At 65.4% G+C, this 22,290-nt stretch carries 21 protein-coding genes; 7 read left to right on the top strand and 14 right to left on the bottom strand.

Features of this window, described 5'->3' with window-relative positions; all coding sequences use genetic code 11:
- Nucleotides 1-6 precede the first annotated feature (6 nt).
- The 7 genes from BLW48_RS20825 to BLW48_RS20800 form a co-directional block, all read right to left on the bottom strand.
- The gene (locus BLW48_RS20825; protein ID WP_093177252.1) at nucleotides 7-1,254 is read right to left on the bottom strand and encodes a glutamate carboxypeptidase; all 1,248 of its coding nucleotides are present in this window, start codon (nucleotides 1,252-1,254) and stop codon (nucleotides 7-9) included.
- A gap of 66 nt (nucleotides 1,255-1,320) precedes the next feature.
- Complete coding sequence (locus BLW48_RS20820; RefSeq protein ID WP_093177251.1) at nucleotides 1,321-2,127, bottom strand: SEL1-like repeat protein; 807 nt, start codon at nucleotides 2,125-2,127, stop codon at nucleotides 1,321-1,323.
- Between the two features lie 75 nt (nucleotides 2,128-2,202).
- Nucleotides 2,203-2,826, bottom strand: a complete 624-nt coding sequence (locus BLW48_RS35025; protein ID WP_143047761.1) for a hypothetical protein — start codon at nucleotides 2,824-2,826, stop codon at nucleotides 2,203-2,205.
- 178 nt (nucleotides 2,827-3,004) lie between these two features.
- On the bottom strand, nucleotides 3,005-4,189 hold the full coding sequence (locus BLW48_RS20815; protein ID WP_093177249.1) for an acetyl-CoA C-acyltransferase: 1,185 nt from the start codon (nucleotides 4,187-4,189) through the stop codon (nucleotides 3,005-3,007).
- A 46-nt stretch (nucleotides 4,190-4,235) separates the two neighbouring features.
- The gene (gene aceK / locus BLW48_RS20810; protein ID WP_093078329.1) at nucleotides 4,236-6,056 is read right to left on the bottom strand and encodes a bifunctional isocitrate dehydrogenase kinase/phosphatase; all 1,821 of its coding nucleotides are present in this window, start codon (nucleotides 6,054-6,056) and stop codon (nucleotides 4,236-4,238) included.
- 33 nt (nucleotides 6,057-6,089) lie between these two features.
- Nucleotides 6,090-6,878, bottom strand: coding sequence for a carbonate dehydratase (gene can, locus BLW48_RS20805; RefSeq protein WP_093056764.1), 789 nt, complete (start codon nucleotides 6,876-6,878; stop codon nucleotides 6,090-6,092).
- 29 nt (nucleotides 6,879-6,907) lie between these two features.
- Complete coding sequence (locus BLW48_RS20800; RefSeq protein ID WP_093056765.1) at nucleotides 6,908-7,336, bottom strand: MerR family transcriptional regulator; 429 nt, start codon at nucleotides 7,334-7,336, stop codon at nucleotides 6,908-6,910.
- Nucleotides 7,337-7,443: 107 nt separating this feature from the next.
- Here BLW48_RS20800 and BLW48_RS20795 point away from each other — a divergent pair, with 107 nt between their 5' ends.
- The 4 genes from BLW48_RS20795 to BLW48_RS20780 all read left to right on the top strand — a co-directional run bounded on the left by BLW48_RS20795 (nucleotide 7,444) and on the right by BLW48_RS20780 (nucleotide 11,596).
- Nucleotides 7,444-8,508 (top strand): MBL fold metallo-hydrolase, encoded by a 1,065-nt coding sequence (locus tag BLW48_RS20795; RefSeq protein ID WP_093177248.1) that lies wholly within the window; start codon nucleotides 7,444-7,446, stop codon nucleotides 8,506-8,508.
- Nucleotides 8,509-8,518: 10 nt separating this feature from the next.
- Nucleotides 8,519-9,829 carry a leucine-rich repeat-containing protein kinase family protein gene (locus BLW48_RS20790; RefSeq protein WP_093177246.1) on the top strand — a complete coding sequence of 437 codons (1,311 nt, stop codon included), beginning with the start codon at nucleotides 8,519-8,521 and terminating at the stop codon, nucleotides 9,827-9,829.
- Entirely contained in the window at nucleotides 9,826-10,746 is a 921-nt protein-coding gene (locus BLW48_RS20785; protein WP_093177245.1) for a pseudouridine synthase, read from the top strand. Before BLW48_RS20790 ends, BLW48_RS20785 begins: the two co-directional genes overlap by 4 nt.
- A 79-nt stretch (nucleotides 10,747-10,825) precedes the next feature.
- Complete coding sequence (locus BLW48_RS20780) at nucleotides 10,826-11,596, top strand: SDR family oxidoreductase (RefSeq protein ID WP_093056769.1); 771 nt, start codon at nucleotides 10,826-10,828, stop codon at nucleotides 11,594-11,596.
- A gap of 597 nt (nucleotides 11,597-12,193) precedes the next feature.
- Here BLW48_RS20780 and BLW48_RS20770 read toward each other — a convergent pair.
- The 5 genes from BLW48_RS20770 to glyQ are packed head-to-tail and all read right to left on the bottom strand — an operon-like array spanning nucleotide 12,194 to nucleotide 17,631.
- Nucleotides 12,194-13,132 carry a M48 family metallopeptidase gene (locus BLW48_RS20770; protein ID WP_093177243.1) on the bottom strand — a complete coding sequence of 313 codons (939 nt, stop codon included), beginning with the start codon at nucleotides 13,130-13,132 and terminating at the stop codon, nucleotides 12,194-12,196.
- Nucleotides 13,133-13,173: 41 nt separating this feature from the next.
- On the bottom strand, nucleotides 13,174-13,944 hold the full coding sequence (locus tag BLW48_RS20765; RefSeq protein ID WP_093177242.1) for a lysophospholipid acyltransferase family protein: 771 nt from the start codon (nucleotides 13,942-13,944) through the stop codon (nucleotides 13,174-13,176).
- Nucleotides 13,944-14,522 carry a D-glycero-beta-D-manno-heptose 1,7-bisphosphate 7-phosphatase gene (gene gmhB, locus BLW48_RS20760; RefSeq protein WP_093059864.1) on the bottom strand — a complete coding sequence of 193 codons (579 nt, stop codon included), beginning with the start codon at nucleotides 14,520-14,522 and terminating at the stop codon, nucleotides 13,944-13,946. The genes BLW48_RS20765 and gmhB overlap by 1 nt, the downstream gene beginning before the upstream one ends.
- Nucleotides 14,523-14,559: 37 nt before the next feature.
- Nucleotides 14,560-16,692 carry a glycine--tRNA ligase subunit beta gene (glyS, locus tag BLW48_RS20755; RefSeq protein WP_093177240.1) on the bottom strand — a complete coding sequence of 711 codons (2,133 nt, stop codon included), beginning with the start codon at nucleotides 16,690-16,692 and terminating at the stop codon, nucleotides 14,560-14,562.
- 15 nt (nucleotides 16,693-16,707) lie between these two features.
- Nucleotides 16,708-17,631 carry a glycine--tRNA ligase subunit alpha gene (glyQ, locus tag BLW48_RS20750; protein ID WP_093059862.1) on the bottom strand — a complete coding sequence of 308 codons (924 nt, stop codon included), beginning with the start codon at nucleotides 17,629-17,631 and terminating at the stop codon, nucleotides 16,708-16,710.
- Nucleotides 17,632-17,803: 172 nt separating this feature from the next.
- Here glyQ and BLW48_RS20745 point away from each other — a divergent pair, with 172 nt between their 5' ends.
- Nucleotides 17,804-18,619 (top strand): phosphatase PAP2 family protein, encoded by an 816-nt coding sequence (locus tag BLW48_RS20745; RefSeq protein WP_093177239.1) that lies wholly within the window; start codon nucleotides 17,804-17,806, stop codon nucleotides 18,617-18,619.
- A 69-nt stretch (nucleotides 18,620-18,688) separates the two neighbouring features.
- On the opposite strand, the gene BLW48_RS20740 is transcribed toward BLW48_RS20745, so the two are convergent.
- Nucleotides 18,689-19,759, bottom strand: a complete 1,071-nt coding sequence (locus tag BLW48_RS20740; RefSeq protein WP_093059858.1) for an asparaginase — start codon at nucleotides 19,757-19,759, stop codon at nucleotides 18,689-18,691.
- 178 nt (nucleotides 19,760-19,937) lie between these two features.
- Between BLW48_RS20740 and BLW48_RS20735 the strand changes: the two genes are divergently transcribed.
- Nucleotides 19,938-20,615, top strand: a complete 678-nt coding sequence (locus BLW48_RS20735) for a TetR/AcrR family transcriptional regulator (RefSeq protein WP_176929073.1) — start codon at nucleotides 19,938-19,940, stop codon at nucleotides 20,613-20,615.
- 153 nt (nucleotides 20,616-20,768) lie between these two features.
- Nucleotides 20,769-21,896: a hypothetical protein gene (locus tag BLW48_RS20730; RefSeq protein WP_143047760.1), complete on the top strand. Its 1,128-nt coding sequence runs from the start codon at nucleotides 20,769-20,771 to the stop codon at nucleotides 21,894-21,896.
- Between the two features lie 45 nt (nucleotides 21,897-21,941).
- Here BLW48_RS20730 and BLW48_RS20725 read toward each other — a convergent pair whose 3' ends face one another.
- A complete protein-coding gene (locus BLW48_RS20725; protein ID WP_093177237.1) occupies nucleotides 21,942-22,253 on the bottom strand; it encodes a hypothetical protein in 312 nt (103 codons plus the stop codon).
- Nucleotides 22,254-22,290 lie beyond the last annotated feature (37 nt).

Raw genomic sequence — 22,290 nt, 5'->3', positions numbered from 1 at the left:
TCGTGCTTACTTGCCGGCGCCCAGATCCATGATCAGGCGAGCGGCCATGTACAGGCGGCGCGGAATGGCGCTGATGTCCACGTACTCGGCCTTGTCGCTGTGGTAGCCGAAGCCCGGCAGGCCCAGGCTCTCGATCACGGGCTTGCCCGAGAGCGCCGCATAGGCTGCGTCGGTGCCGCCGCCGGTGCGCTCTTCCACGCCCAGCGTGCCGCCGGCTTCCTTGTAGTAGCCCACGGCCTTGTCGACCAGCTTCTTGCCGCCTTCGCCGGCATTGAAGGCCGGGCGGCCGCGCGTGACGATCACCTTGACGTCGGCCTCGGGCAGTTTCTTCTGCTGCGCGCGTTCTTCCAGCGTCTTCATCGCGGCATCGAAGTCTTCGTTGCGCGCATAGCGCACGTCGGCATTCAGCGTGGCGCTGGCGGGGATGATGTTCGACACGTTGCCGGCCTTGGCAATGGTCCAGTTGAAGCGCAGGTTCTTCGACTTGTCGTCGATGCTCATGGTGCGCAGCACGAGGTCGGAGGCCTCGACCAGCGCGTTCACGCCCAGCTCGGGCGCCGCGCCCGCATGCGAGGCCTTGCCGGTGATGTTGACCTGCACATAGGCGATGCCCGAGGTACCGAGCGAGAGCTTCTCGTCGCCGGCGCTGGTGGGCTCGAAGGAGAGCACGTAGTCGGCCAGCTTGGCTTCTTCCTGGATCAGGTCGCGCGAGCCGAAGGAGCCTTTTTCTTCATCAGTGTTGAACAGCACGGTGATGGTGCCGTAGTCGCGCACGCCGTAGTCCTTCAGCAGCTTGAGCGTGTGCAGGATGACGGCGTTGCCGCCCTTGTCGTCGGCGATGCCGGGGCCGTAGGCCTTGTCGCCTTCGATCTTGAACGGCGCCTTCGCGAGGATGCCCTTCAGGTACACGGTGTCCATGTGCGAGAGCAGCAGCAGGTTCTTGCCGCCGCGGCCCTTGATCTTGCCCACGATGTTGTCGCCCACCACGATGCCGGCCGACTTGCTGCGCGTGACGGTGAAGCCCAGGTTCTTGAGTTCGCCCTCGAGGTAGCTGCCGGCGGCGGCGATGCCTTCGGCGTCACCGGTACCGGTCTCGATGTTGACCAGCTTTTCCAGCGTCTTGATCACCGCGGGCTGCTCGTCGGTGGCAGCCTGGAACAGCACGTTGTCGCGCTTCTGGGCCCAGGTGACAGGCGCCAAAAAAACCAAAGCAACCAGCGCGGCGACGGTGTTGCGGGGAATGGCCGAATACATGAACAAGGTCTCCAGATGGGGGCGAAACTACCATTCTAGGCATCGTCCGCGTTGCCAAGGACGAGTTCAGCCTGTGCCCAAGTCGACACATGCCTGCAAGGAGAAACGCGAGTTCTCGAGCCGGCTTGCGAGCCCCATCAGCCCTTCGGAATCGATACGTCGCGCCTCGGCACGCAAGAGTCTCAGCATGTTCTGCGGCCCATCCGTCAAGCGCGATTGGGCATCGATGGACAGCCAGCAATACAGCCTGGTGAGATCAGCAGATTCGGTTGACCATCGCTGCTGAAAATATGCCGTCAGTCCATCCACGTCGTGAGCGTATCCGGCACGACGAGCGGAAATTTCCAAGGCCAGTCCGCGCTTCGCATCCTTGGCCACCCCATCGATGCCAAGGATCAGGCGACGTCCCAGCTGCAGTTGGCACTCTGCATGACCGCGCTCTAGACCCCGAAGCAGCCATTTCCTTGCAATCTCGGAATGCTCGATGGACAAGCGCGACCTCTTGACTTGACCGACGAGCCCGGTCATCAGGCACATCGCACCGGAGTCACCCTGCTCTGCGAGCGCTTGCAACCGATCCATCGGCTTCTCGAGCGGGTAGACGAAGCCGCCATCGGGCTGAAGTACCTGCACGGCGATATGCGCCAGCTCGAGCCCTTCACCGGCCAGTTGCCTCCATCGCTCTTCGCGTTGACCGACACCAGCCTCCGTCGGATAGCGACGGCTGGGGCGATTCCATTGAGACAACTCGCTGAACAGTTCCTGCTCGTAAGCGGCACGCAGTTCGGCACTTAACAGCCCGGCACGTTGCGTGTCGAAAGCGGACAAGTCGCTGCGGGGGAAGTATTCGCGCGCCGACTCGTACAACAGCATGGCGCATGCGGCGAAAAAGACGGCTCCTGCAAACAGCGAAGGCCACGGCAGCGAGTGACGGCCCCCCTTCGCCATTCAACGGATTGCAGCGACGATTTCGACGTCGGCCGGACACGACCGGCCAGGTTCCCGCCATCCGATGACCGATCTTTCCCTGGCATCGCGCATCAGTTCATACCCGTGATCGTAGAAGCCGGCTTCACCCGGCACGGCCAATCGAGTTTGAACACGACGACCAATCAAACGCTGCGCACGCGCGGAATCCGTGTCACAGAATCGGTGGCCAACGACTTGCAACTGAAGCCTGCAGATAGTGCCCGTGCCCGATTGAAGTTTCGAATAGCTCCCGAAAACGGATTGGCCCGGCGTATTCACGGCAACCGGGAAATTGCTGCCGCCTGCCTTATTTAAATGACCCTTTTCAATCCGAACGGAGAGATGTTCTTCGATACTTTCAGGGTTGCATAAAACGGCGGCGCCTTTGCGACCCAATGTCGTCAGCTTTAAAAGCAACTCATCGGTTTCGGCGATTGCAAGGCCAGCAGGGGATTTCGAGGCCGAAAAATATGCCAGCGCTGCTACCGCAAGCAATGCGAGCGCCGGGAATTTCAAGGCAATGATCAATTGCCGTAAAAACTCCCCAAAGGCTATCCATTGATCTACGACCAATGTGCACTCCACCCCTCGCTGCTTATTCATTCTCTTCCCTGAAATTCCATCCCGCGCACGACTTTCGCGACGCCTTGACGATCATCGGCGCGCGGATGGTATCAGAGAATCAGAGGCAAAGAAATAAATTCACACACTTTCGAATTTGGCAATTATTGTTAATAAATTTAAATGCCAGTAAATGTCAAAAAATGACAATAAATGCTGATTAGATCAATTCGAGTGCCACCGCGGTGCCTTCGCCCCCACCGATGCAAAGCGTCGCCACGCCGCGCTTCTTGCCGCGCGCCTTCAGCGCATGGATCAGCGTGACCATGATTCGAGCGCCGCTGGCGCCGATCGGGTGGCCCAGCGCGCAGGCGCCGCCGTGCACGTTGACGATCTCGTGCGACACGTCGAGCTCGTGCATCAGTGCCATCGGCACCACGGCGAAGGCTTCGTTCACTTCCCACAGATCGATGTCTTTCACCTTCCAGCCGGTCTTCTGGAACAGCTTGGCGACGGCACCGACGGGCGCGGTCGAGAACCACTCGGGCTGCTGCGCGTGCGTGGCGTGGCCGACGATGCGGGCGATGGGCCTGGCGCCGATCTTCTTCGCGTGCGACTCGGTCATCATGATCAGCGCGGCCGCACCGTCGTTGATCGACGAGCTCGATGCGGCGGTGATGGTGCCGTTTTCTTTCTTGAACGCGGGCTTCAGCGTGGGAATCTTGTCGAGCTTGACCTTGCCCGGGCCTTCGTCGATCGAAATGACGGTGTCGCCGCCGCGGCCCTTGACCGTGACGGGCACGATCTCATCCTTGAAGAGGCCGGTGTCGGTGGCCTTCTTGGCGCGCTCGACACTGGCGATGGCAAACGCATCCTGTTGCTCGCGCGTGAACTTGTACTTGGCCGCGCAGTCTTCGCCGAAGGTACCCATCGAGCGGCCCGGCTGGTAAGCGTCTTCGAGGCCGTCGAGCATCATGTGGTCGAAGATGCGGTCGTGGCCCATGCGGTAGCCGCCGCGGCCCTTGAGCATGAGGTAGGGCGCGTTGGTCATGCTTTCCATGCCGCCAGCGACCATCACGTCGTGCGTGCCGGCCAGCAGCAGGTCGTGCGCGAGCATCGCGGCCTTCATGGCCGAGCCGCACATCTTGCTGAGCGTGACCGCGCCGGCGCTGTCGGGCAGGCCGCCCTTGTAGGCCGCCTGGCGCGCCGGGGCCTGGCCCTGGCCTGCCATCAGGCAGTTGCCGAACAGCACTTCGCCCACGCTCTCGGGCGCGATGCCGGCGCGCTCGACGGCGGCCTTGATGGCTGCGCCGCCGAGGTCGTGCGCGGAGAGGGACGAGAAGTCGCCCTGGAAGCCACCCATGGGGGTGCGGGCGGCGCCGACGATGACGATGGATTCGGACATGGAGGTCTCCTTCAGAAGTGTGAAAGCGGAATCAAGAAGCGATCGGTCAGAAATGCGTCGCGTGCCCTTCGTGCTGGAAGCGCTGCGATTCTTCGTACGGGAACACATCGAGCATCTGCCCGGCCTGGATGCGTTCCTTGTGGTGCTGCCAGAAGGCGGCGTCGAGCAGGTCGGCGTGGTGCGCCATGAAGGCTTCGCGCACGTCCTTGTTGCCTAGCAAAAAGGGCTCGAAGGTTTCGGGGAACACGTCCTTCGGACCCACCGAGTACCAGACCTCGCCGCTCATCTCGTCTTCTTCGTTGCGCGGCGTGGGCACCTTGCGGAACTTGCAGTCGGTGACGTATTCGATTTCGTCGTAGTCGTAGAACACGACCTTGCCGCCGCGCGTGACGCCGAAGTTCTTCCACAGCATGTCGCCAGGGAAGATGTTGGCTGCGACCATGTCCTTGATGGCATTGCCGTACTCGATCACCGCGTGCTCCAGCTGGTCTTTCGCGCGCCTGGCATGCGCCGGGCTCTCGGGGTGGGCCAGCGTGTCGAAGGCTTCCTGCAGGTAGATGTTGAGCGGGATCATCCGCCGCTCGATGTAGACGTGCTTGACCACGACTTCCATTTCCCCGTTGCCGTCGCGGTCGCCGATCTCGAGCTGGCTGGGCGCGAACTTGCGGATTTCCTCGATCAGCTCGGGCTCGAAGCGATCGAGCGGAAAACCCACGTCGCTGTACTCCAGCGTGTCGGCCATGCGGCCCACGCGGTCGTGCTGCTTCACGAGCATGTACTTGCCCTTGATCTGCTCGCGCGTGGTGTCTTTCTGCGGCGGATAGAAGTCCTTGATGACCTTGAACACGAAGGGGAACGACGGCAGGTCGAACACCAGCATCACCATGCCCTTGATGCCAGGCGCGATGCGAAAGCGGTCGCTCGAATAGTTCAGGTGCGAGAGGAAGTCCCGGTAGAACAGCGTCTTGCCCTGCTTGGCAAGGCCGAGCGCGTTGTAGATCTCGGCGCGCGGCTTGCGCGGCATGAGCGAGCGTAAAAACTGCACCCAGGCCGAGGGCACCTCCATGTCGACCATGAAGTACGCGCGCGCAAAGCTGAACAGCATCTGCAGGTCGTCTTCGCCGAACAGCGCCGCGTCGATGTAGAACTTGCCGTGGCTGTCGTGCAGGATCGGCAGCGAGAACGGAATCTCGGTGAAGCCGTTCATGATCTTGCCGACCACGTACGCGCCCTTGTTGCGAAAGAACAGGCCCGACAGCACCTGCAGCTGGAAGTTGGCGCGCAGCTTGACCTGGTGGAAGCGGTTCAAGATGACGTGCGCCACGCGCTCCGCATCGCGCCGCTTGTTGGCAAAGCTGCCGAGCAGAGCGAAGTCGTCGAGCATCTGCTCGAGGGTGTCGGCCAGCGTGTCGGGCTCCGGGTAGTACGGCCGGTAGGTGGGCGCGCCGCGCGGCTCGATGTACTCGGTGCTGATGGCCGGGCGCACGAAGATGAAGTCGTTCTGGAAGTACGCGCGGTGCAGGATCTTCGTGGTCACCGAGTTGAAGAAGCTCTCGGCCAGCTCGGGCTGGTGGTGGTCCACCAGCAGGCCTATGTAGTGCAGCTTGATCTGGTGCCACACGTCCATGGGCTGGTCGCCGGCCTTGAACTCTTTTTCGAGCCGGGCCACGGCCTCGCTCACGCGCAGGTCGTAGAACTCGATGCGCTCGCGCTGCGCCCGCTGCTGGCCGTGCCAGTCAGCGGTTTCGAAACGGTGCTTGGCGCGCGCCGATTCGGCGCGGAACAACCGGTAGTGCCGGTTGAAGCCGTCCATCATCGCCTTCGCGATGTCGTAGGCCAGCGGCGAATCGAGGCGCTGCGGGAACATGGGCGGGCAGGCAGTTGGAGGCGCCCGGGCCGCTCAGGCAGCGGCGGCGTCTGTCGTGCCGTCGGCCTCGGGCTGCGGCGTCATGGCCTGCGCCTCCTGCACCGACTGGTTCACCTGCGTGCCCTGCAGCGTCAGCGACTGGATCACCTCGCCGGGCTTGCTCCACTTGTAGCGGATGCGCTGCACCGCAGCCTTGTACACCGCGTCGAGCGGCTTGGCGCCGTCGACGCTCAGGCCCAGGTCCTGCAGCAGGCCGTCGTGCACGCCGAAGGTCCAGCCGTGGATGCGCACCTTCTGGCCGCGCGCCCAGGCGTCGACCATGACGGTGCTGACGGCCACGTTGACCACCTGCTCGGCCACGTTGAGTTCGCACAGCGCATCGACGCGCGCTTCTTCGGGCAGGCTTTCGAGCATCACGCTGTGGCGGTCGCGCACGTCCTGGATGTGGCGGATCCAGTTGTCTGCCAGGCCGATGCGCTTGCCGCTGAGCGCGGCCTTGACGCCGGCGCAGCCGTAGTGGCCGACCACCATGATGTGCTCGACCTTCAGGTGCTCCACCGCGAACTGGATCGCCGAGAGCGCATTGAGGTCGGAGTGCACCACGATGTTGGCGACGTTGCGGTGCACGAACACTTCGCCCGGCTCCAGGCCGGTGATCTGGTTGGCGGGCACGCGGCTGTCGGAACAGCCGATCCACATGTAGCGCGGCGTCTGCTGCTTCACCAGGCTGGTGAAGAAACCGGGCCGGTCGCGCTCCATCTGGGCAGACCAGGCGCGGTTGTGGGCAAAGAGGTCGTCGAGGTTATCGGTGTTGTCGGGCATAGGCGGCTATTGTCGATGAGTCGTGTTTTTCAGGCTCTGGCTTCGGCGGGCTTGCGCGTCTTGTTCGTCTCTTTCGCTTTTTGCGCCTTGGCAAGGGTGGCCCGCCCCTTCTTTTCGTGCTCCCGCACCTCCGCGAGATTGGCTTGCAGCTCGGCCAACTGCGCCTCGAGCTGGGCCCGGTGGGCACCCAGCACGCCGAGGAATTTTTCCAGCTGCGGCACGGTGTCGCGCGGGCTGTCGTACATGTCGAGGATGTCTTTTGCCTCCGTCAGGCTCAGGCCGAGGCGCTTGGCGCGCAGCGTGAGCGTGAGCCGGGCGCGGTCGCGCGCGCTGTAGATGCGCTGCAGGCCGGCCCGCTCGGGCGTGAGCAGGCCCATGTCCTCGTAGAAGCGGATGGCCCGCGTCGTGAGGTCGAATTCCTTCGCGAGCTGGCTGATGGTGAAGGTTTGCGCAGGCATGGCGGGGGTCTGGAGAAGGGGCGTTACGGGCGCGACAGCAGGTTTGTGCCGCGATCCCTACAATGGCGCCACTACGTCCATGACGTTTACGTAAACGTCAATCTTACATGAACCTCCTCGAACGCGAACTCCACTACCCCCTCGGCGACACGCTCCCCGAGCCCGGTGAAACCCTGGAAGTGGCGCCCGGCGTGCGCTGGATTCGAATGCGGCTGCCCTTTGCGCTCGACCACATCAACCTCTGGCTGCTGCGCGACACCCTCGACGGCGTCGAGGGCTGGACGGTGGTCGACTGCTGCATCGCCCGCGACGAGGCGCGCGCGCAGTGGGAGCAGGTGTTCGAGACGCAGCTGCAGGGCATGCCGATCCTGCGCGTCATCGTCACGCACATGCATCCCGACCACATCGGCCTGGCCGACTGGCTCTGCACGCGCTGGAACGCACCGCTGTGGATCAGCTCGACCGACTACCACGTGGCCCGCGTGCTCAGCACTGCCGGCGACACCCTGGCGGGCGGCGAACCGGCGGCGCGCTTCTTTGCCTCGCACGGCCTGACCGACCCCGAATCCATCGCCAAGATCCGCGCGCGCACCAACTACTACGCGAACATGGTGCCCTCGGTGCCCGAGAGCTACGTGCGCATGCTCGATGGCGACATCGTCACCATCGGCGGCCACGACTGGCGCTGCATCAGCGGCTACGGCCACGCACCCGAGCACATCGCGCTGTATTGCGACGACCTGAAGCTGCTGCTGGGTGGCGACATGATGCTGCCGCGCATTTCCACCAACGTGAGCGTGCATGCGGGCGAACCCGAGGCGAACTCGCTGCGCCTTTTTCTCGACAGCATCGACAAGTTCAAGGCGCTGCCGGCCGACACGCTGGGCCTGCCCTCGCACGGCAAGCCCTTCCGGGGCATCCACCGACGCGTCGACCAGTTGCAGGAGCACCACCGCGACCGGCTGGCAGAGCTGCTCGAAGCCTGCACGGCACGCGCGCTGACGGCGGCCGAAGGCCTGCCGATTCTGTTCAAGCGCGAGCTCGACCTGCACCAGATGACCTTCGCCATGGGCGAAACGGTGGCCCACCTGCACCTACTGTGGTTCTCCGGCCAGGTGAAGCGCGAACTGGGCAAGGACGGCATCTACCGCTTCGGCGCGAAGGCCGCCTAAACTCCCCCGGATGGACGACATGCTGGCTCAGCTGCGCGCGGGCCGGCTGGCAGGCGCAAAAAGAATCGATCTCTCGTGCGGACTCACCGAGTTTCCGCGCGAGCTTTTCGACCTCGCGGATTCGCTCGAGGTGCTGAACCTGTCGGGCAATGCACTCGACACGCTGCCCGACGACCTGAACCGCCTGCACAGGCTGCGCGTGCTGTTCTGCTCGGACAACCGCTTCACCACGCTGCCCGAGTCGATCGGCCGGTGCCACGACCTCGACATCGTCGGCTTCAAGGCCAACCAGATCCGCACGGTGCCGGCCGCGGCGTTGCCGGCCTCGTTGCGCTGGCTGATCCTCACCGACAACCAGATCGAAGAACTGCCCGACTCCCTCGGCGAATGCACGCGGATGCAGAAGCTGATGCTGGCGGGCAACCGCCTGCGCGCACTGCCGCAGTCGATGACCGCGCTCGAGCAGCTCGAACTGCTGCGCATCTCGGCCAACCGCTTCGAGACACTGCCCGCATGGCTGCCCTCGCTGCCGCGCCTGTCATGGCTCGCCTGCGCGGGCAACCCCTTCGACACGCAGGCCGAGGACGCGGCGATCACCGCGCAGTCGGTGCCGCACATCGACTGGCGCGAACTGGCGCTGGGCAGGAAGCTCGGCGAAGGCGCGTCGGGTGTGATCCATCAAGCCACGCTCGGCAAAGCACAGCAGGTGGCGGTCAAGCTCTTCAAGGGCGCAGTCACCAGCGACGGCTGGCCGCACAGTGAAATGGCCGCCTGCATTGCGGCCGGCGTGCACCCCACGCTGATCGCTGCGCAGAGCCGCATCGACGGGCACCCCGAAGGCACGGAAGGCCTGGTGATGGGGCTGGTCGATCCGTCATTCGTCACCCTCGCGGGGCCACCGAGCCTTGCTTCATGCACGCGCGACGTCTATGCCGAGGAAGCGCGTTGGACGTCCGGCGTGGCGCTGCGCATCGCACGCGACATCGCCTCGGCCATGCAGCACCTGCATGCGCGAGGGATTCTTCACGGCGACCTCTACGCGCACAACATCCTGTGGCACGCACAGCGCGGCGGCCGGCTCGGCGACTTCGGCGCGGCCTGGATGACCGGCGCGCTCGACGCGGCACAGACGCGCGCGTTCCAGGCGCTGGAAATGCGCGCCTTCGGCTGCCTGCTGGAAGAACTGCTCGAACGCTGCACCGACGCGGTGCCCGCATCGGTGACCACGCTGAAAGACCGCTGCCTGCAGCCCGACGCCGCCGCGCGCCCGACCTTCGCCCAAGCGCTGTCGTTGCTGCAGCAGGCATCTTCATCGCCATGACCCGGCGCCGACCGCCGCAGCTGCCGCTACCCACGCGCGACGGCGTTGGCCCGAGCTGCGTCGGCCTGTCTTCCGGCCCCTGGCCGACCATTGCCGAATTCCTGATCGAGCGTTTTCCCGCGATCACGCGCCAGGCCTGGCTCGAGCGCATCGAAGCGAACGACGTCATCGACGAGCATGGCATGCCCGTGACCGCCATGCGCCGCTACCAGTCGCCGCTGCGCGTGTACTACTACCGCACGCTCGACGACGAGGTGCCCATCCCATTCGAAGAGCAGATCGTGTTCCAGGACGACGATCTGCTGGTCGTGGACAAGCCCCCCTTCGTGCCCGTCACGCCCACCGGCAAGTACCTGCAGGAAAGCCTGCTGGTGCGCCTCAAGCGCAAGCTGAAGCTCGACGACCTCGTGCCGATGCACCGCATCGATCGCAGCACCTCGGGGCTGGTGCTGTTCTCGGTGCGGCACGCCACGCGCGGCGCCTACCAGGCGATGTTTCCCGAGCGCCGCATCGCCAAGCACTACGAGGCCGTCGTGCCGTGGCGCGAGGGCGTGTCGTCTGTGCCCGAGGTCTATCGCAGCCGTCTGGTCGACGACGAACATTTCATGCGCGTGCGGGAAGAGCCCGGTGAGCCCAACTCCGAAACCCGCATCGAGGTACAGGAGGTGCGCGACGGCCATGCGCTGCTGAAGCTCTCGCCGGTGACGGGCCGCAAGCACCAGCTGCGCGTGCACTGCATGGCACTGGGCATGCCGATCGTGAACGACCCGATCTACCCCGTGCTGCTGCCCGAGGGCGCGGACGACTTCGGCAAGCCCTTGCAGCTGCTGGCCCGGTCGCTGGCCTTCCTCGATCCGGTGACTGGCGACCTACGCAGCTTCACGAGCCCCCGGAGCCTGTCGCTGACACCGAGGTGACGCGCGCGCGGCGCGGCGCGCACTAAGCTCGTTTCCTGAACTTGCATTGCCGATCTTTCATTCAGGAGACACCCGCACCATGGACACCACCCAACTCTTCTCGCTGAAGGGCCGCACGGCGCTGATCACCGGCGGCTCGCGCGGCATCGGCCGCATGATCGCCGAGGGCTTCCTGGCCCAAGGCGCGCGCGTGTACATCTCGGCTCGCAAGGCCGCAGCCTGCGACGAAACCGCGAAGGAGCTGTCGGCCTTTGGGCATTGCGTGTCGCTGCCTGCGGACGTGTCGACGCTCGAAGGTGCGCAGGCGCTGGTCGATGCCTATTCGAAGCACGAAGGCTCGCTGGACATCCTCGTGAACAACGCCGGTGCGGCCTGGGGCGCGCCTTATGAAGAGTTTCCCGAGAGTGGATGGGACAAGGTGGTGGACCTGAACCTGAAGACGCCATTCTTTCTGACCAAGGCGTTGACGCCGATGCTGAAGAAGGCTGCGACGGACCACCTGGCGAAGGTGATCAACATCGCTTCTATCGACGGGATTTCGGTCAATCCGCAGGAGACTTATTCGTATGCGGCGAGCAAGGCTGGGCTCATTCAGTTGACTCGGCGGATGGCGCTTCGGTTGGCGCAGGATCGGATCGTGGTTAGTGCTATTGCGCCTGGTGCATTTGCTTCTGACATGAACAAGTTGGCGCGGGACCATGGGGATGAGGTGAAGGGGCGGATTCCGGCTGGGCGCATCGGGGTGCCTGAAGATATGGCTGGGGCGGCTATCTACTTGGCCTCGCGTGCAGGGGACTATGTGATGGGGTCTACGTTGGTTGTGGATGGGGGGGTTACTCACGCTCGTTGAGTTTTTTCTTTCCGGGGCCGGGTCTCGGCCCGGCGGCCGACTCACTTTCTTTTGCTTCGCCAAAAGAAAGTAAGCAAAGAAAAGGCGACCCTGCTGTCTGCGTCCCTCCGCTTCGCTACGGGCAACCTGCGGTGCTCGACGTAGACGGGGGTCCGCAGAACTCGCTTCGCTCAAACAGCTGCGGCCCTGATCCCGTCTACGTCTGCGCTCCTCGGCGCAGCCAGAAGGGATGGGGAACCCAACAGGCCTTCGCTTCGCTCGGCCGAATATCCAATACCAACCACTGCAGGCGCTGCGCGCCTGCAGTGGCACCGGGGCCGAGCGAAGCAAAGGCCCGTTCCGTCTCCCCTCCCCTCTGGCTGCGCCGAGGAGCGCAGCGTTTCGCGGATCAGGGCTCGCCCTTGTCTGAGCGAAGCGAGTTTGGGCGAGACCCCGCGAAACGCGAGCACCGCAGGTTGCCCCTTCGCAAAGCGAAGGGGTCGCAGACAGTGGGGTCTCCTTTCTTTTGCCTACTTTTCTTTGGCGAAGCAAAGAAAAGTAGGTCGCCCGCCGGGGCGAGTCCCGGCCCCGGGAAGCAAACCCATACCAACGACAAATTCAGCCCCAGCGAGGAACCGCTTCATCCTTCAGTTGCCGCCGCAGCAAGTCGTAGTCAGGCACAACACTCTCAACGGTTTCCCAAAACCGATGCGAGTGATCCATAACCCGCAGATGCGCCAGCTCATGCGCCACGACATAGTCGATCACCGGCAGCCGAAAGTGAATCAACCGCCAGTTCAGCCGAATCGACCCATCCGCACTGGCACTACCCCAGCGCGTCGAAGCATTCGACAGCGACAGCTTCTGCCACTGCACCCCAAGCAGCGGCGCAAAGTGATCCAGCCGCTCGATGAACAACTTGCGCGCCTGCCGCATCAGCCAGGCCTGCGCCGCATCACGAATCTGCGAAGGCTCGGCGTTCTGCGCCACAGCCAGCCGCAGCACCCGCGGCCCACCTTCTTCAACAGCGTCGTCAAGCGTGCCGCCAACACTCGCAAAGCCATGCTTCGGATCAAGCCGCATCACAACCGGCTCGCCCAGGAACGGAAACCCGGCCCCATCCTTCCACTCGATGCGAGTGGCCTCGACGCGCGCATGGCGCTGCTGCGTTTCCGTCAGCTTGCGCAGGATCCAGTCCGACTTCTCATGAATGGCCGCATCGACATCGCGCAGCGCTACCCAGCGCGGCGCGCGCACCGACAGCCCTTCGGCCCCGACGAGAAAGCCGATCGTCTTGCGCTTGCCGCGCTTGAATTCATAGGCCACGCGCGCGGAGCCGAGCACCACTTCGCGCGTGGCCTGCGGATGCGCGAAGTTCGCAAGCGCCAACGTGTCGGCCAGCGGCACCGCGGGTGGCGCATGCGGGTCCAGGGGTGCGGGCGGAGCCAAAGGCACGGCCGGCGGTGCCACCAGCTTCGGCTTCTTCACCCGGCGCGGCCGCGCCGGTGCGGGCGCTGGGGGCGCAAACTCGCTGCCCAGCCCCTCGAAAAGATCCATCGTGAACCGAAGCAATCCCATGACGGGCTCTCTTTTCCTCTTCAGCTCACCGCTTCTTGCGTGGGCTGCAGAGGGCTGTCGACATACGCCTCGGGGTCGAGGCGGCGCATCTCGGCCTCGATCCAGGCCTCGACCTCACGCATCAACTCATCAGGCTTGCGGCCCACGCTCGGAATCGCCGGGCCGATGGACACGTCGACCACGCCCGGGCGCTTGATGAAGGCCTTGCGCGGCCACACCTTGGCCGAAGTCACGGCAATGGGGATCACCGGCACGCCGGTCTCGCAGGCGAGCCTCGTGCCGCCGCTCTTGTAGGTGCCCTTCTGCCCGCGCGGAATGCGCGTGCCCTCGGGGAACATGATGATCCAGATGCCCTGCGCGAGCAGCTTGCGGCCCTGGTTCACCACCTTGTTGAAGGCCTGCGCACGCTGGCTGCGGTCGATGTGGATCATGTCCAGCCGCGCCATCGCCCAGCCGAAGAAGGGGATGTAGATCAGCTCCTTCTTGAACACGTAGGCCAGCGGGTGCGGCATCAGCGTGGGCATCAGGAAGGTCTCGAGCGTGGACTGGTGCTTCACCAGCAGGACCGCGCCGGCGAGCTTGTCGGTCGGCAGGTTCTCCATGCCGCTCACGCGGGCCTTGATGCCCAGCAGCACGCGCGCGCCTCCGATCGCCCAGCTGAGCCATTGCTCGGCCATCCAGTAGAGCGGAATGCCGCGCTTCCAGAGCGAGCTGACGCACATGATGATGCCCCAGGGGATCACGGTGACGAGCATCCACAGCGCGTGGAGAACGGAACGGAAAAACGCCATCAGACAGCCACCTGCAGTGCGGCCCGCGCTTCGCGCGCGAGCAGAAAGTCGACAAAGGCGGCGAGATCGTCGTGGACCAACGTGTTCGCCGGGTATTCGGAAGGCAGCGGATCGACGCCGCGGCAGGCCGCGCCCATGCCCGTGAGCAGCAGGTGCGGCTCGCAGCCGGCAGCCGCACCCGCCTGCAGGTCGCGCAGGCTGTCGCCGCAGGTCGGGGTGCCCTTGAGGTCGATGCCGTAGCGGTCGCCAATCTGCAGGAACAGGCCGGGCCTGGGCTTGCGGCACTCGCAGCCCTCGTCGGGGCTGTGCGGGCAATAGAACACCGCATCGACCTTGCCGCCCACGGCCGCGAGCATCTTGTGCATCTTGGCGTGCATCGCGTTGAGCGAAGCCATGTCGAACAGCCCCCGGCCCAGCCCCGACTGGTTGGATGCAATCACCACGTGCCAGCCCGCATGGTTGAGCCGCGCCACGGCCTCGAGCGCACCGGGCAGCGGCGTCCACTCGATGTCGCTCTTCACGAAGTCTTCGCGGTGCACGTTGATCGTGCCGTTGCGGTCGAGGATGACGAGTTTCATGGTGGTGCCACTCCTGGGGGAGGCGTCGTGAATGAGCTCAGACAGCCAGCCGTTCGAGCTGCGCCACGCGGTTCATCGCGGTGTGCAGCGACATCAGCAAGCCCAGGCGGTTGAGCCGCAGGTCGGCCTGTTCGGCATTGACCATGACGCCGTCGAAGAAGGCGTCGACCGGCTCGCGCAGCGCGGCCAGCGTCTGCAGCGAGGCGGTGTAGTCGCCAGCTTCGAACTGTGCGTTGGCAGCGGGCACGACCTGCGCCATGGCCGCGTGCAGCGCCTTTTCGGCCGGCTCCTGCAGCAGCAGCTCGCTGACGTGCGCGTCGGCTTCGGGAGCCTTCTTGAGGATGTTGCCGATGCGCTTGTTCGCAGCTGCCAGTGCGGCGGCGGCGGGCAAGGCGGCAAAGGCACGCACCGCGGCCAGCAGCTTGGGCACTTCGCCCAGGCGCTGCGGGCGCGGAGCCAGCACGGCATCGACTTCCTGCGCGCTGGCGCCCTGCTCGCGCAGGCTGCCGGCGAGGCGATCGAGGATGAAGTCCTGCAGCTCGCCCGTGGCGCGGCTGCTTTCGAAACCGGCGATACCGCTGAATTGCGCGGCCGTGTCCTGCAGCAAGGCGTCGAGGCCCAGCGGCAGGTCTTTCTCGATCAGCATGCGGATCACGCCCAGCGCGTGGCGACGCAGCGCGAACGGGTCGCGGTCGCCGGTGGGCAGGTTGCCGATGCCGAACATGCCGACCAGCGTTTCGAGCTTGTCGGCCAGCGCGACCACGAGGCCCACGCTGTTGCGCGGCAGCTCGTCGCCGGCAAAACGCGGCTTGTAGTGGTCTTCGATGGCGTCGGCCACCGATGCGTCGAGCCCGTCGTGCAGCGCGTAGTAGCGGCCCATGGTGCCCTGCAGCTCGGGGAACTCGCCGACCATGTCGGTCACGAGGTCGGCCTTGGCGAGTTGGGCGGCCTGCGTGGCTTGCGCGGCCAGCGCGGTGTCGCCGATCTTCTCTGCAATGCCGCGCGCGATGCGCATCACGCGCTCCACGCGCTCGCCCTGCGTGCCCAGCTTGTTGTGATAGACCACCTTGCCCAGCGACTCGACGCGCGAGGCCAGCGACTTCTTGCGGTCCTGGTCGAAGAAGAACTTGGCATCCGCCAGGCGCGGACGCACCACGCGCTCGTTGCCTCCGATGACCGCGCTCGCATCGTCGGGGCTGATGTTGCTGACGACCAGGAACCTGTTGGTGAGCCTGCTCGATGCGTCGAGCAGCGGAAAGTACTTCTGGTTGGCCTTCATCGTGAGGATCAGGCACTCTTGCGGCACTTCGAGGAACTCGCGCTCGAAGCTGCAGACCAGCACGTTGGGGCGCTCGACCAGCGCGGTCACTTCGTCGAGCAGCGCGTCGTCGTGGATGGGCACCGAGCCGCCGCCGACCTTCACCGCAGCCGCTGCAAGCTGGCGCGCGATTTCGGCGCGGCGGGCTTCGAAGCTCGCGATGACGGCGCCGTCTTCCTGCATCTGCAGCGCATAGCTGTTGGCGTCGCGCAGCACGACCGGATCGACCGCCGCCTCGAAGCGATGGCCGTGCGTTTCGCGGCCGGCCTTCAGGCCCAGCGCTTCGATGGGCACCACGGCGTCGCCATACAGCGCCACGAGGCCGTGCGCGGGGCGCACGAAGCTCACGCTGCTCCAGCCCGGCATTTCGCAGCCGCTTTCGAGCTGGTAGCTCATGACCTTGGGAATGGGCAGCTTGGCAATCGCCTCGGCCAGCGCCTTCTGCAGGCCTTCGGCCAGCGTGGCGCCCTTGGCGGTGCTTTCGTAGAACAGGGCTTCGGCCTTGCCGTCCATCGCGCGCTTCAGGCCAGGCACGGCCGAGGCGTCAGCGCCGAGCGCACCCAGGCGCTTGAGCAGCGCGGGCGTGGGCTGGCCCGAGGCGTCGATGCCCACGGCCACGGGCATGAGCTTTTGCGACACGGCCTTGTCGGCGGCGCGCTCGGCCACGTGCGTGAGGTGCGCGGCCAGGCGGCGCGGCGAGGCATAGGCGGTGAGCACGGAGCCGGCTTCGGCCAGGCCTTGCGCCACCAGTTGTTCGCGCAGCACGCCCGCGAAAGCATCGCCGAGCTTCTTCAGTGCCTTCGGCGGCAGTTCTTCGATAAACAGTTCGACCAGCAGGGAGTTCTTGTTCATGGGGGTCGTCATCGCTCAGGCGGCCTTCTTCGGGGGGATCTGCGCGACCCATTCGCGCGGCGCCATCGGGAAGCCCAGGCGCTCGCGGCTGTCGTAGTAGCTCTGCGCCACGCTGCGCGCGAGATTGCGGATGCGGCCGATGTAGGCCGCGCGCTCGGTCACGCTGATTGCGCCGCGCGCGTCCAGCAGGTTGAAGCTGTGCGCGGCCTTCAGCACCTGCTCGTAGGCCGGCAGCGCGAGCTGCTCGGTCATGAGGTGCTTGGCCTGCTTTTCGTGCGCGTTGAAGGCGGTAAACAGGAACTCGGCGTCGCTGTGCTCGAAGTTGTAGGCCGACTGTTCGACTTCGTTCTGCTTGAACACGTCACCGTAGGTGAGCTTGTTGCCACCGTGGCCTTCGGTCCACACCAGGTCGTACATGTTTTCCACGCCCTGCAGGTACATGGCCAGCCGCTCGAGACCGTAGGTGATTTCGCCGGTGATCGGCTTGCAATCGAGGCCGCCGACCTGCTGGAAGTAGGTGAACTGGGTCACTTCCATGCCATTGAGCCAGACCTCCCAGCCCAGGCCCCAGGCGCCGAGCGTGGGGTTCTCCCAGTCATCTTCCACGAAGCGGATGTCGTTCTTCTTCAGGTCGAAGCCCAGGGCTTCGAGGCTGCCGAGGTAGAGCTCAAGGATGTTCGAGGGCGCCGGCTTCAGCACCACCTGGTACTGGTAGTAGTGCTGGCCACGATTGGGGTTCTCGCCATAGCGGCCGTCCTTGGGCCGGCGGCTGGGCTGCACGTAGGCGGCTTTCCAGGGTTCGGGGCCGAGCGCGCGCAGGAAGGTGGCGGTGTGCGAGGTGCCCGCGCCCACTTCCATGTCGTACGGTTGCAGCAGCGCGCAGCCCTTGTCGGCCCAGTACGACTGCAGTTTGAGAATGATTTGTTGGAAGGTCAGCATGGCTCTGCGTGAAGGCGGCCGCCCGGTGGGAGAAGAACCCGCGGCGCAACGAACCGGCTATTTTACGAGGCAGCGGGCGGTCAGGAACGGGCCGCTATGCTCGGCCTCCCCTTTTGGAACTCCTGCCGACACGCCGTGATTCGCCTGCCCCTGCCGTCCGCCCGCCTCGCCCATGCCCGTTGAAGATGCCGCATTGATCGCCCTGGGAGAGCGCCTCGGCGCCCAGGCCTGGCCCGGATTCCTGATTCTTCTCGTCGCGCTGACCGCCGCCGCCGGCCTCGCAGCCTGGGGCTTCGAGCACCTGCGGCGCCGGCATGCGGCGCAGCCCGAGCCGGGCGCCGGACTGCTGTTCGGCGGACTGGCCATCGGTGCTGCGTCGGTGGTCGCGCTGGCCTGGCTGTTCGCCGAAGTGGCGGAAGGCCTCGGCGACGGTCGGCCCATGGGCCTGCTGGACGAGACGATCAGCCGTGCCGTGGGCGCGCACACGCCGCCGGTCGTGAGGGAGGCGTTCTCATGGCTCACCCACATGGCCGACCCGATCGCCGCTGTGCTGGTGTGCGCTGGCGTGGCGGTGGCGCTGTGGCTTCGCGGGCACCGCGGTTTCGCGGCTGGCTGGGTCGCAGCCATCGCCGGCAACGGGGTGCTGAACCACGTGCTCAAGCTCATCTTCGAGCGCGCCCGGCCGGTGCACGACTTCGGCTTCGCGCAGGTGTCGGGCTATTCCTTTCCGAGCGGCCACAGCTCGGGCTCGATGGTGCTCTACGGCATGCTGGGCTACTTGGGGCTGCGCATGCTGCCGCCGCGCTGGCGGGTGCCGTCGGTGATGGCAGCAACGGCGGTGGTCGTCACCGTGGCCTGCAGCCGCATCTTCGTGCGGGCGCACTTTCCTAGCGACGTGCTCGCGGGACTGTGCTCGGGCGGTGCCTGGCTGGCGATCTGCATCGCGAGCATCGAGTACGCACGGCACCATCGCGGCACACGCACATGAAAAAGGCCGCAGCGGCTTGCACCGCTGCGGCCCGATCCGGGAAGGGTGCCGAATGCACCCGAGGGGAGATCAGTACTCCCAGAAGATGCGCTGCAGTTCCTTGGTGTTGTTGGTCTTGGTCAGGGCAACCATGGCCAGGATGCGCGCCTTCTGCGGGCGCAGGTCGTGCGCAACCACCCAGTCGTACTTGTCGTCGGGCTGCTCGGCGTTGCGAATGACGAAGCCGTCGGGCACGCGCGCGCTGCGAATCACGATCACGCCGTCGGAGCGCGCCTTCTGCAGGTTCGGAACGATGCGGTCGGCCACCGAGCCATTGCCCGTGCCGCCGTGGATCAGCGCCTTGGCACCGCTCTTGGCGATGGCGTCGATGGCCACCGACGACACGCCCTCGTAGCCCATCGCGATCTCGACCGGCGGCAGCGCGGTGATGCTGTCGATGTCGAATTCCGAGTTCATGGTGTGGCGCTTGACCGGTGCGCGGAACCAGTAGTTCTTGCCCTCGACGATCATGCCCAGCGGGCCCCACTGGCTGGAGAACGCATTGGTCTTGATGTTGACGTTCTTGCTCACGTCGCGGCCGCTGTCGATGTTGTCGTTCATCGTCACCAGCACGCCCTTGCCCATCGCGTCCTTGCTGCCCGCCACGTTCACGGCGTCGTACAGGTTGAGCGCGCCGTCGGCCGACAGCGCAGTGCCCGGACGCATCGAGCCGACCACGACGATCGGCTTGTTGGTGTGCACGGTCAGGGTCAGGAAGTAGGCGGTTTCTTCAAGCGTGTCGGTGCCGTGGGTGATGACGATGCCGTCCACGTCCGCTTGCTTCGACAGTGCCGATACGCGCTTGGCCAGCGTCAGCAGGTTGTCGTTGGTCAGGCTTTCCGATGCGACCTGGAACACCTGTTCGCCGCGCACGTTGGCCACCTTGGAGAGCTCCGGCAGGCCTGCGATCAGCTTCTCGACGCCGACCTTGGCGGCCGCGTACGTGGCGCTGTTGACGGCCGAGGCACCGGCCCCGGCGATGGTGCCGCCAGTGGCGAGGATCACCACGTTGGGCAGTGCCTGCTGCGCCTGCGCGAGCGCGCTGGCAGCCAGCAAAGCGGCGCCGGCCGCGAAGGCACGGAAACGGGGAGAGAGGTACATGGAGAACTCCTGTGTTGAGGTGGAATTTTTCGGGGCGGCGAGGAAGATACATGAACCGTGCCCGCATGCCCTGCCTGCCCATGCCGGCATGGCATGCGGTCATGCACGAGGGCCAAGGACGGCCCGGACAAGGGCGAGGTATTACCATCGACCGCGCGCCCTGCCGCCCACCGCCATCATGAACGCCGATCCCGCCGCCCTCCCCGTCTCGACCGCCCAGGAAATGCCCGCCCCCGACGGCCCGCTGTCGCGCGCGCGGCCCGGGCGCGAACGCATCATGGCGGCGATCCGCACCGCGGCGGTCGCCGAGTTCAGCCTGCACGGCCTGAAGGGCACCTCGACCCAGGCCATCGCGGCGCGCGCGGGCCTCACCAAGCCCCAGCTTCATTACTACATCGCCGGCAAGGAAGAGCTCTACGAAGAGTTGCTGATGCAGGTGCTGCATGCGTGGAAGGTGGTGTTCTCGTTCGAGGACGCGAACGACCCTGCAACGGTGCTCGGCGACTACATCCGCAAGAAGCTCGACCACGCCATCGACAGCCCCGAGATGTCGCGCATCTTCACGCGCGAGATCCTCGACGGCGGCCGCAACCTCGACCGCTATTGGCCCAACGCACGGGCCTGGACGCAGAAGAAGGTGGACATCATCAACGGCTGGATCGCGCGCGGGCTGATGCGCCCGCTCGACGCGCGCATCCTGCTGATGCACATCTGGGCCATGACCCAGAGCTATGCCGACTACGCGATCCAGACGCGCGTGATGCTCGGCCTGCCGCCTGACGCGCCCATCGATCGCGAACCGATCGCGCGCGAGCTCGTAGCCTTCGTGCTCAACGGCTGCGGCATCAAGGCCTAGTTTTCCGTCCTGCTTGCCCGCACTCAGTGCGCGCACCTGTTTCGCCATGTGACTTTTGGCACTGGTGACGCCGGCGCCACGCCTCTACCTTCGCACCCTTCGCTGCCGGGCTCTTCCGGCATGGCGAATACCGAAAACAGGAGGTTGAGGATCATGAGGACAAGATTGCTTTTCGTCGCGCTGGCCACGGCGGCACTGGTCGCTTGCGGCGGCGGTGGTGGTGGTGGCGGCAACTTCGGGAGTCTCCCGGTCGGCTGGGTGCCTCCGGCGCCCGGACCGGGCGGCCCCAGCCCCGAGCCGCCGCCCGAACCCGGCCCCGGAACCAACCCGGCCCCCACGCCGATCGCGGCCAGCTACAAGTTCCTGAAATTCGAGCAGGACCGCGACCCGGATACCGAAACGGCCGAAAAACGCTTCACCGACTACATTGCCCTGCTGAACCGGGAAGGCGCCGCCGGCTACCGCTACCTCGAGGGCGAGGCCGGGGGCTCCATCGTGCGGCTGCAGGACACCTTCATGATGGTCAAGGACACCGAGACCACCTACAGCTACGAGTACAAGCGCCTGACCTACGACATCCTGCAGACCACCGCGCTGCAGGCGCTGCTGCAGCAGGCGAAGGAACAGGGAGCCAGGGGCATGGTGCTGCTCAAGATCCTGGCGCCCATCGACCTCAACAGCAACCTCGACCCCGAGTTCGCCGTGCTCTACCGCAAGGATCTAGGCTCGTCTGCCACCTATGACGTGACGGCCGAGCTGTATGCAGAGAACGTCGCCGACTACGTGAATCGCGCGAACGCGCAGGGCGCGAACGGCTACCGGCCGTGGGCCACGCCCTTCCTGGTCAACCAGGGCGGCTACCAGTTCTTCCTGAAAGACTTGAGCAGCCCGGCACGCTACAGCTTCAAGGCGGTGATCAGCCCGCTGAGCGTCGTCGGCGGCGAGGTGAAGGACGTCAAGGCGCAGATCCGCGAACAGGGCGCGCAAGGCTATCGCCTGCTGAAGGACCGCTTCCTGAAGGACGAGAACGGTGAGTCCAAGGACTACATCTACTACGTCAAGGACACGACGCAGTCGAGCAGCTTCGAGTACGAGTTCCTGGACAACCCGGACCCCGTATTCGGCCTGCAGGAGGCCAATGCAGCGCAGGCGAATGCGCAGACGGCCAACGGGCTGCGCTACTTCGGCGAACCCGACTCGCCGATTTTCTTCAGATCGTCGGCCTGCACGGGCCCGCTGTGCCTGTCGCCGGACCGGACCGAGACCAGCAACCAGAACTAAGCTGCGGGCCCGCCACGCGCGGGCCTCTTTCATGGCGCAAGCGGCCTACAGCCCGTGAACGATCCATACGCCTTCCGGCGGGATGCGCAGGGTCAGCGTGTTTTCGCCCAGGCGCGTGAAGCGGTATTCGCGCCCGCCGAGCATGATCGACTTCATGTTGGTCCAGATGCGGTAGTCGTACCCCTCCGCGGTCGGCGTGACCTGAAGCACGCGGAACACGGGCGGGACGATCACGGTGATGCGCAGCCGCGCCGTGGCGGCGTTGCTGCCGAAGCCGTTCTCCGCCACGCACAGCATCGGCGTGAGCAGCAACACGACCAGCGCGCCGCGCCCCGATTGAAGCCAACTTCCCGTCATAAGGCCCGATCCGTCGTAAGAACATGAGGTTCGGGCG

Origin of the sequence: Variovorax sp. YR266 (genome assembly GCF_900107295.1) — a bacterium.
Classification (GTDB): domain Bacteria; phylum Pseudomonadota; class Gammaproteobacteria; order Burkholderiales; family Burkholderiaceae_C; genus Variovorax.
Note: the sequence above shows the minus strand (reverse complement) of the source record. Positions and strands in the feature narration are given on the sequence as shown.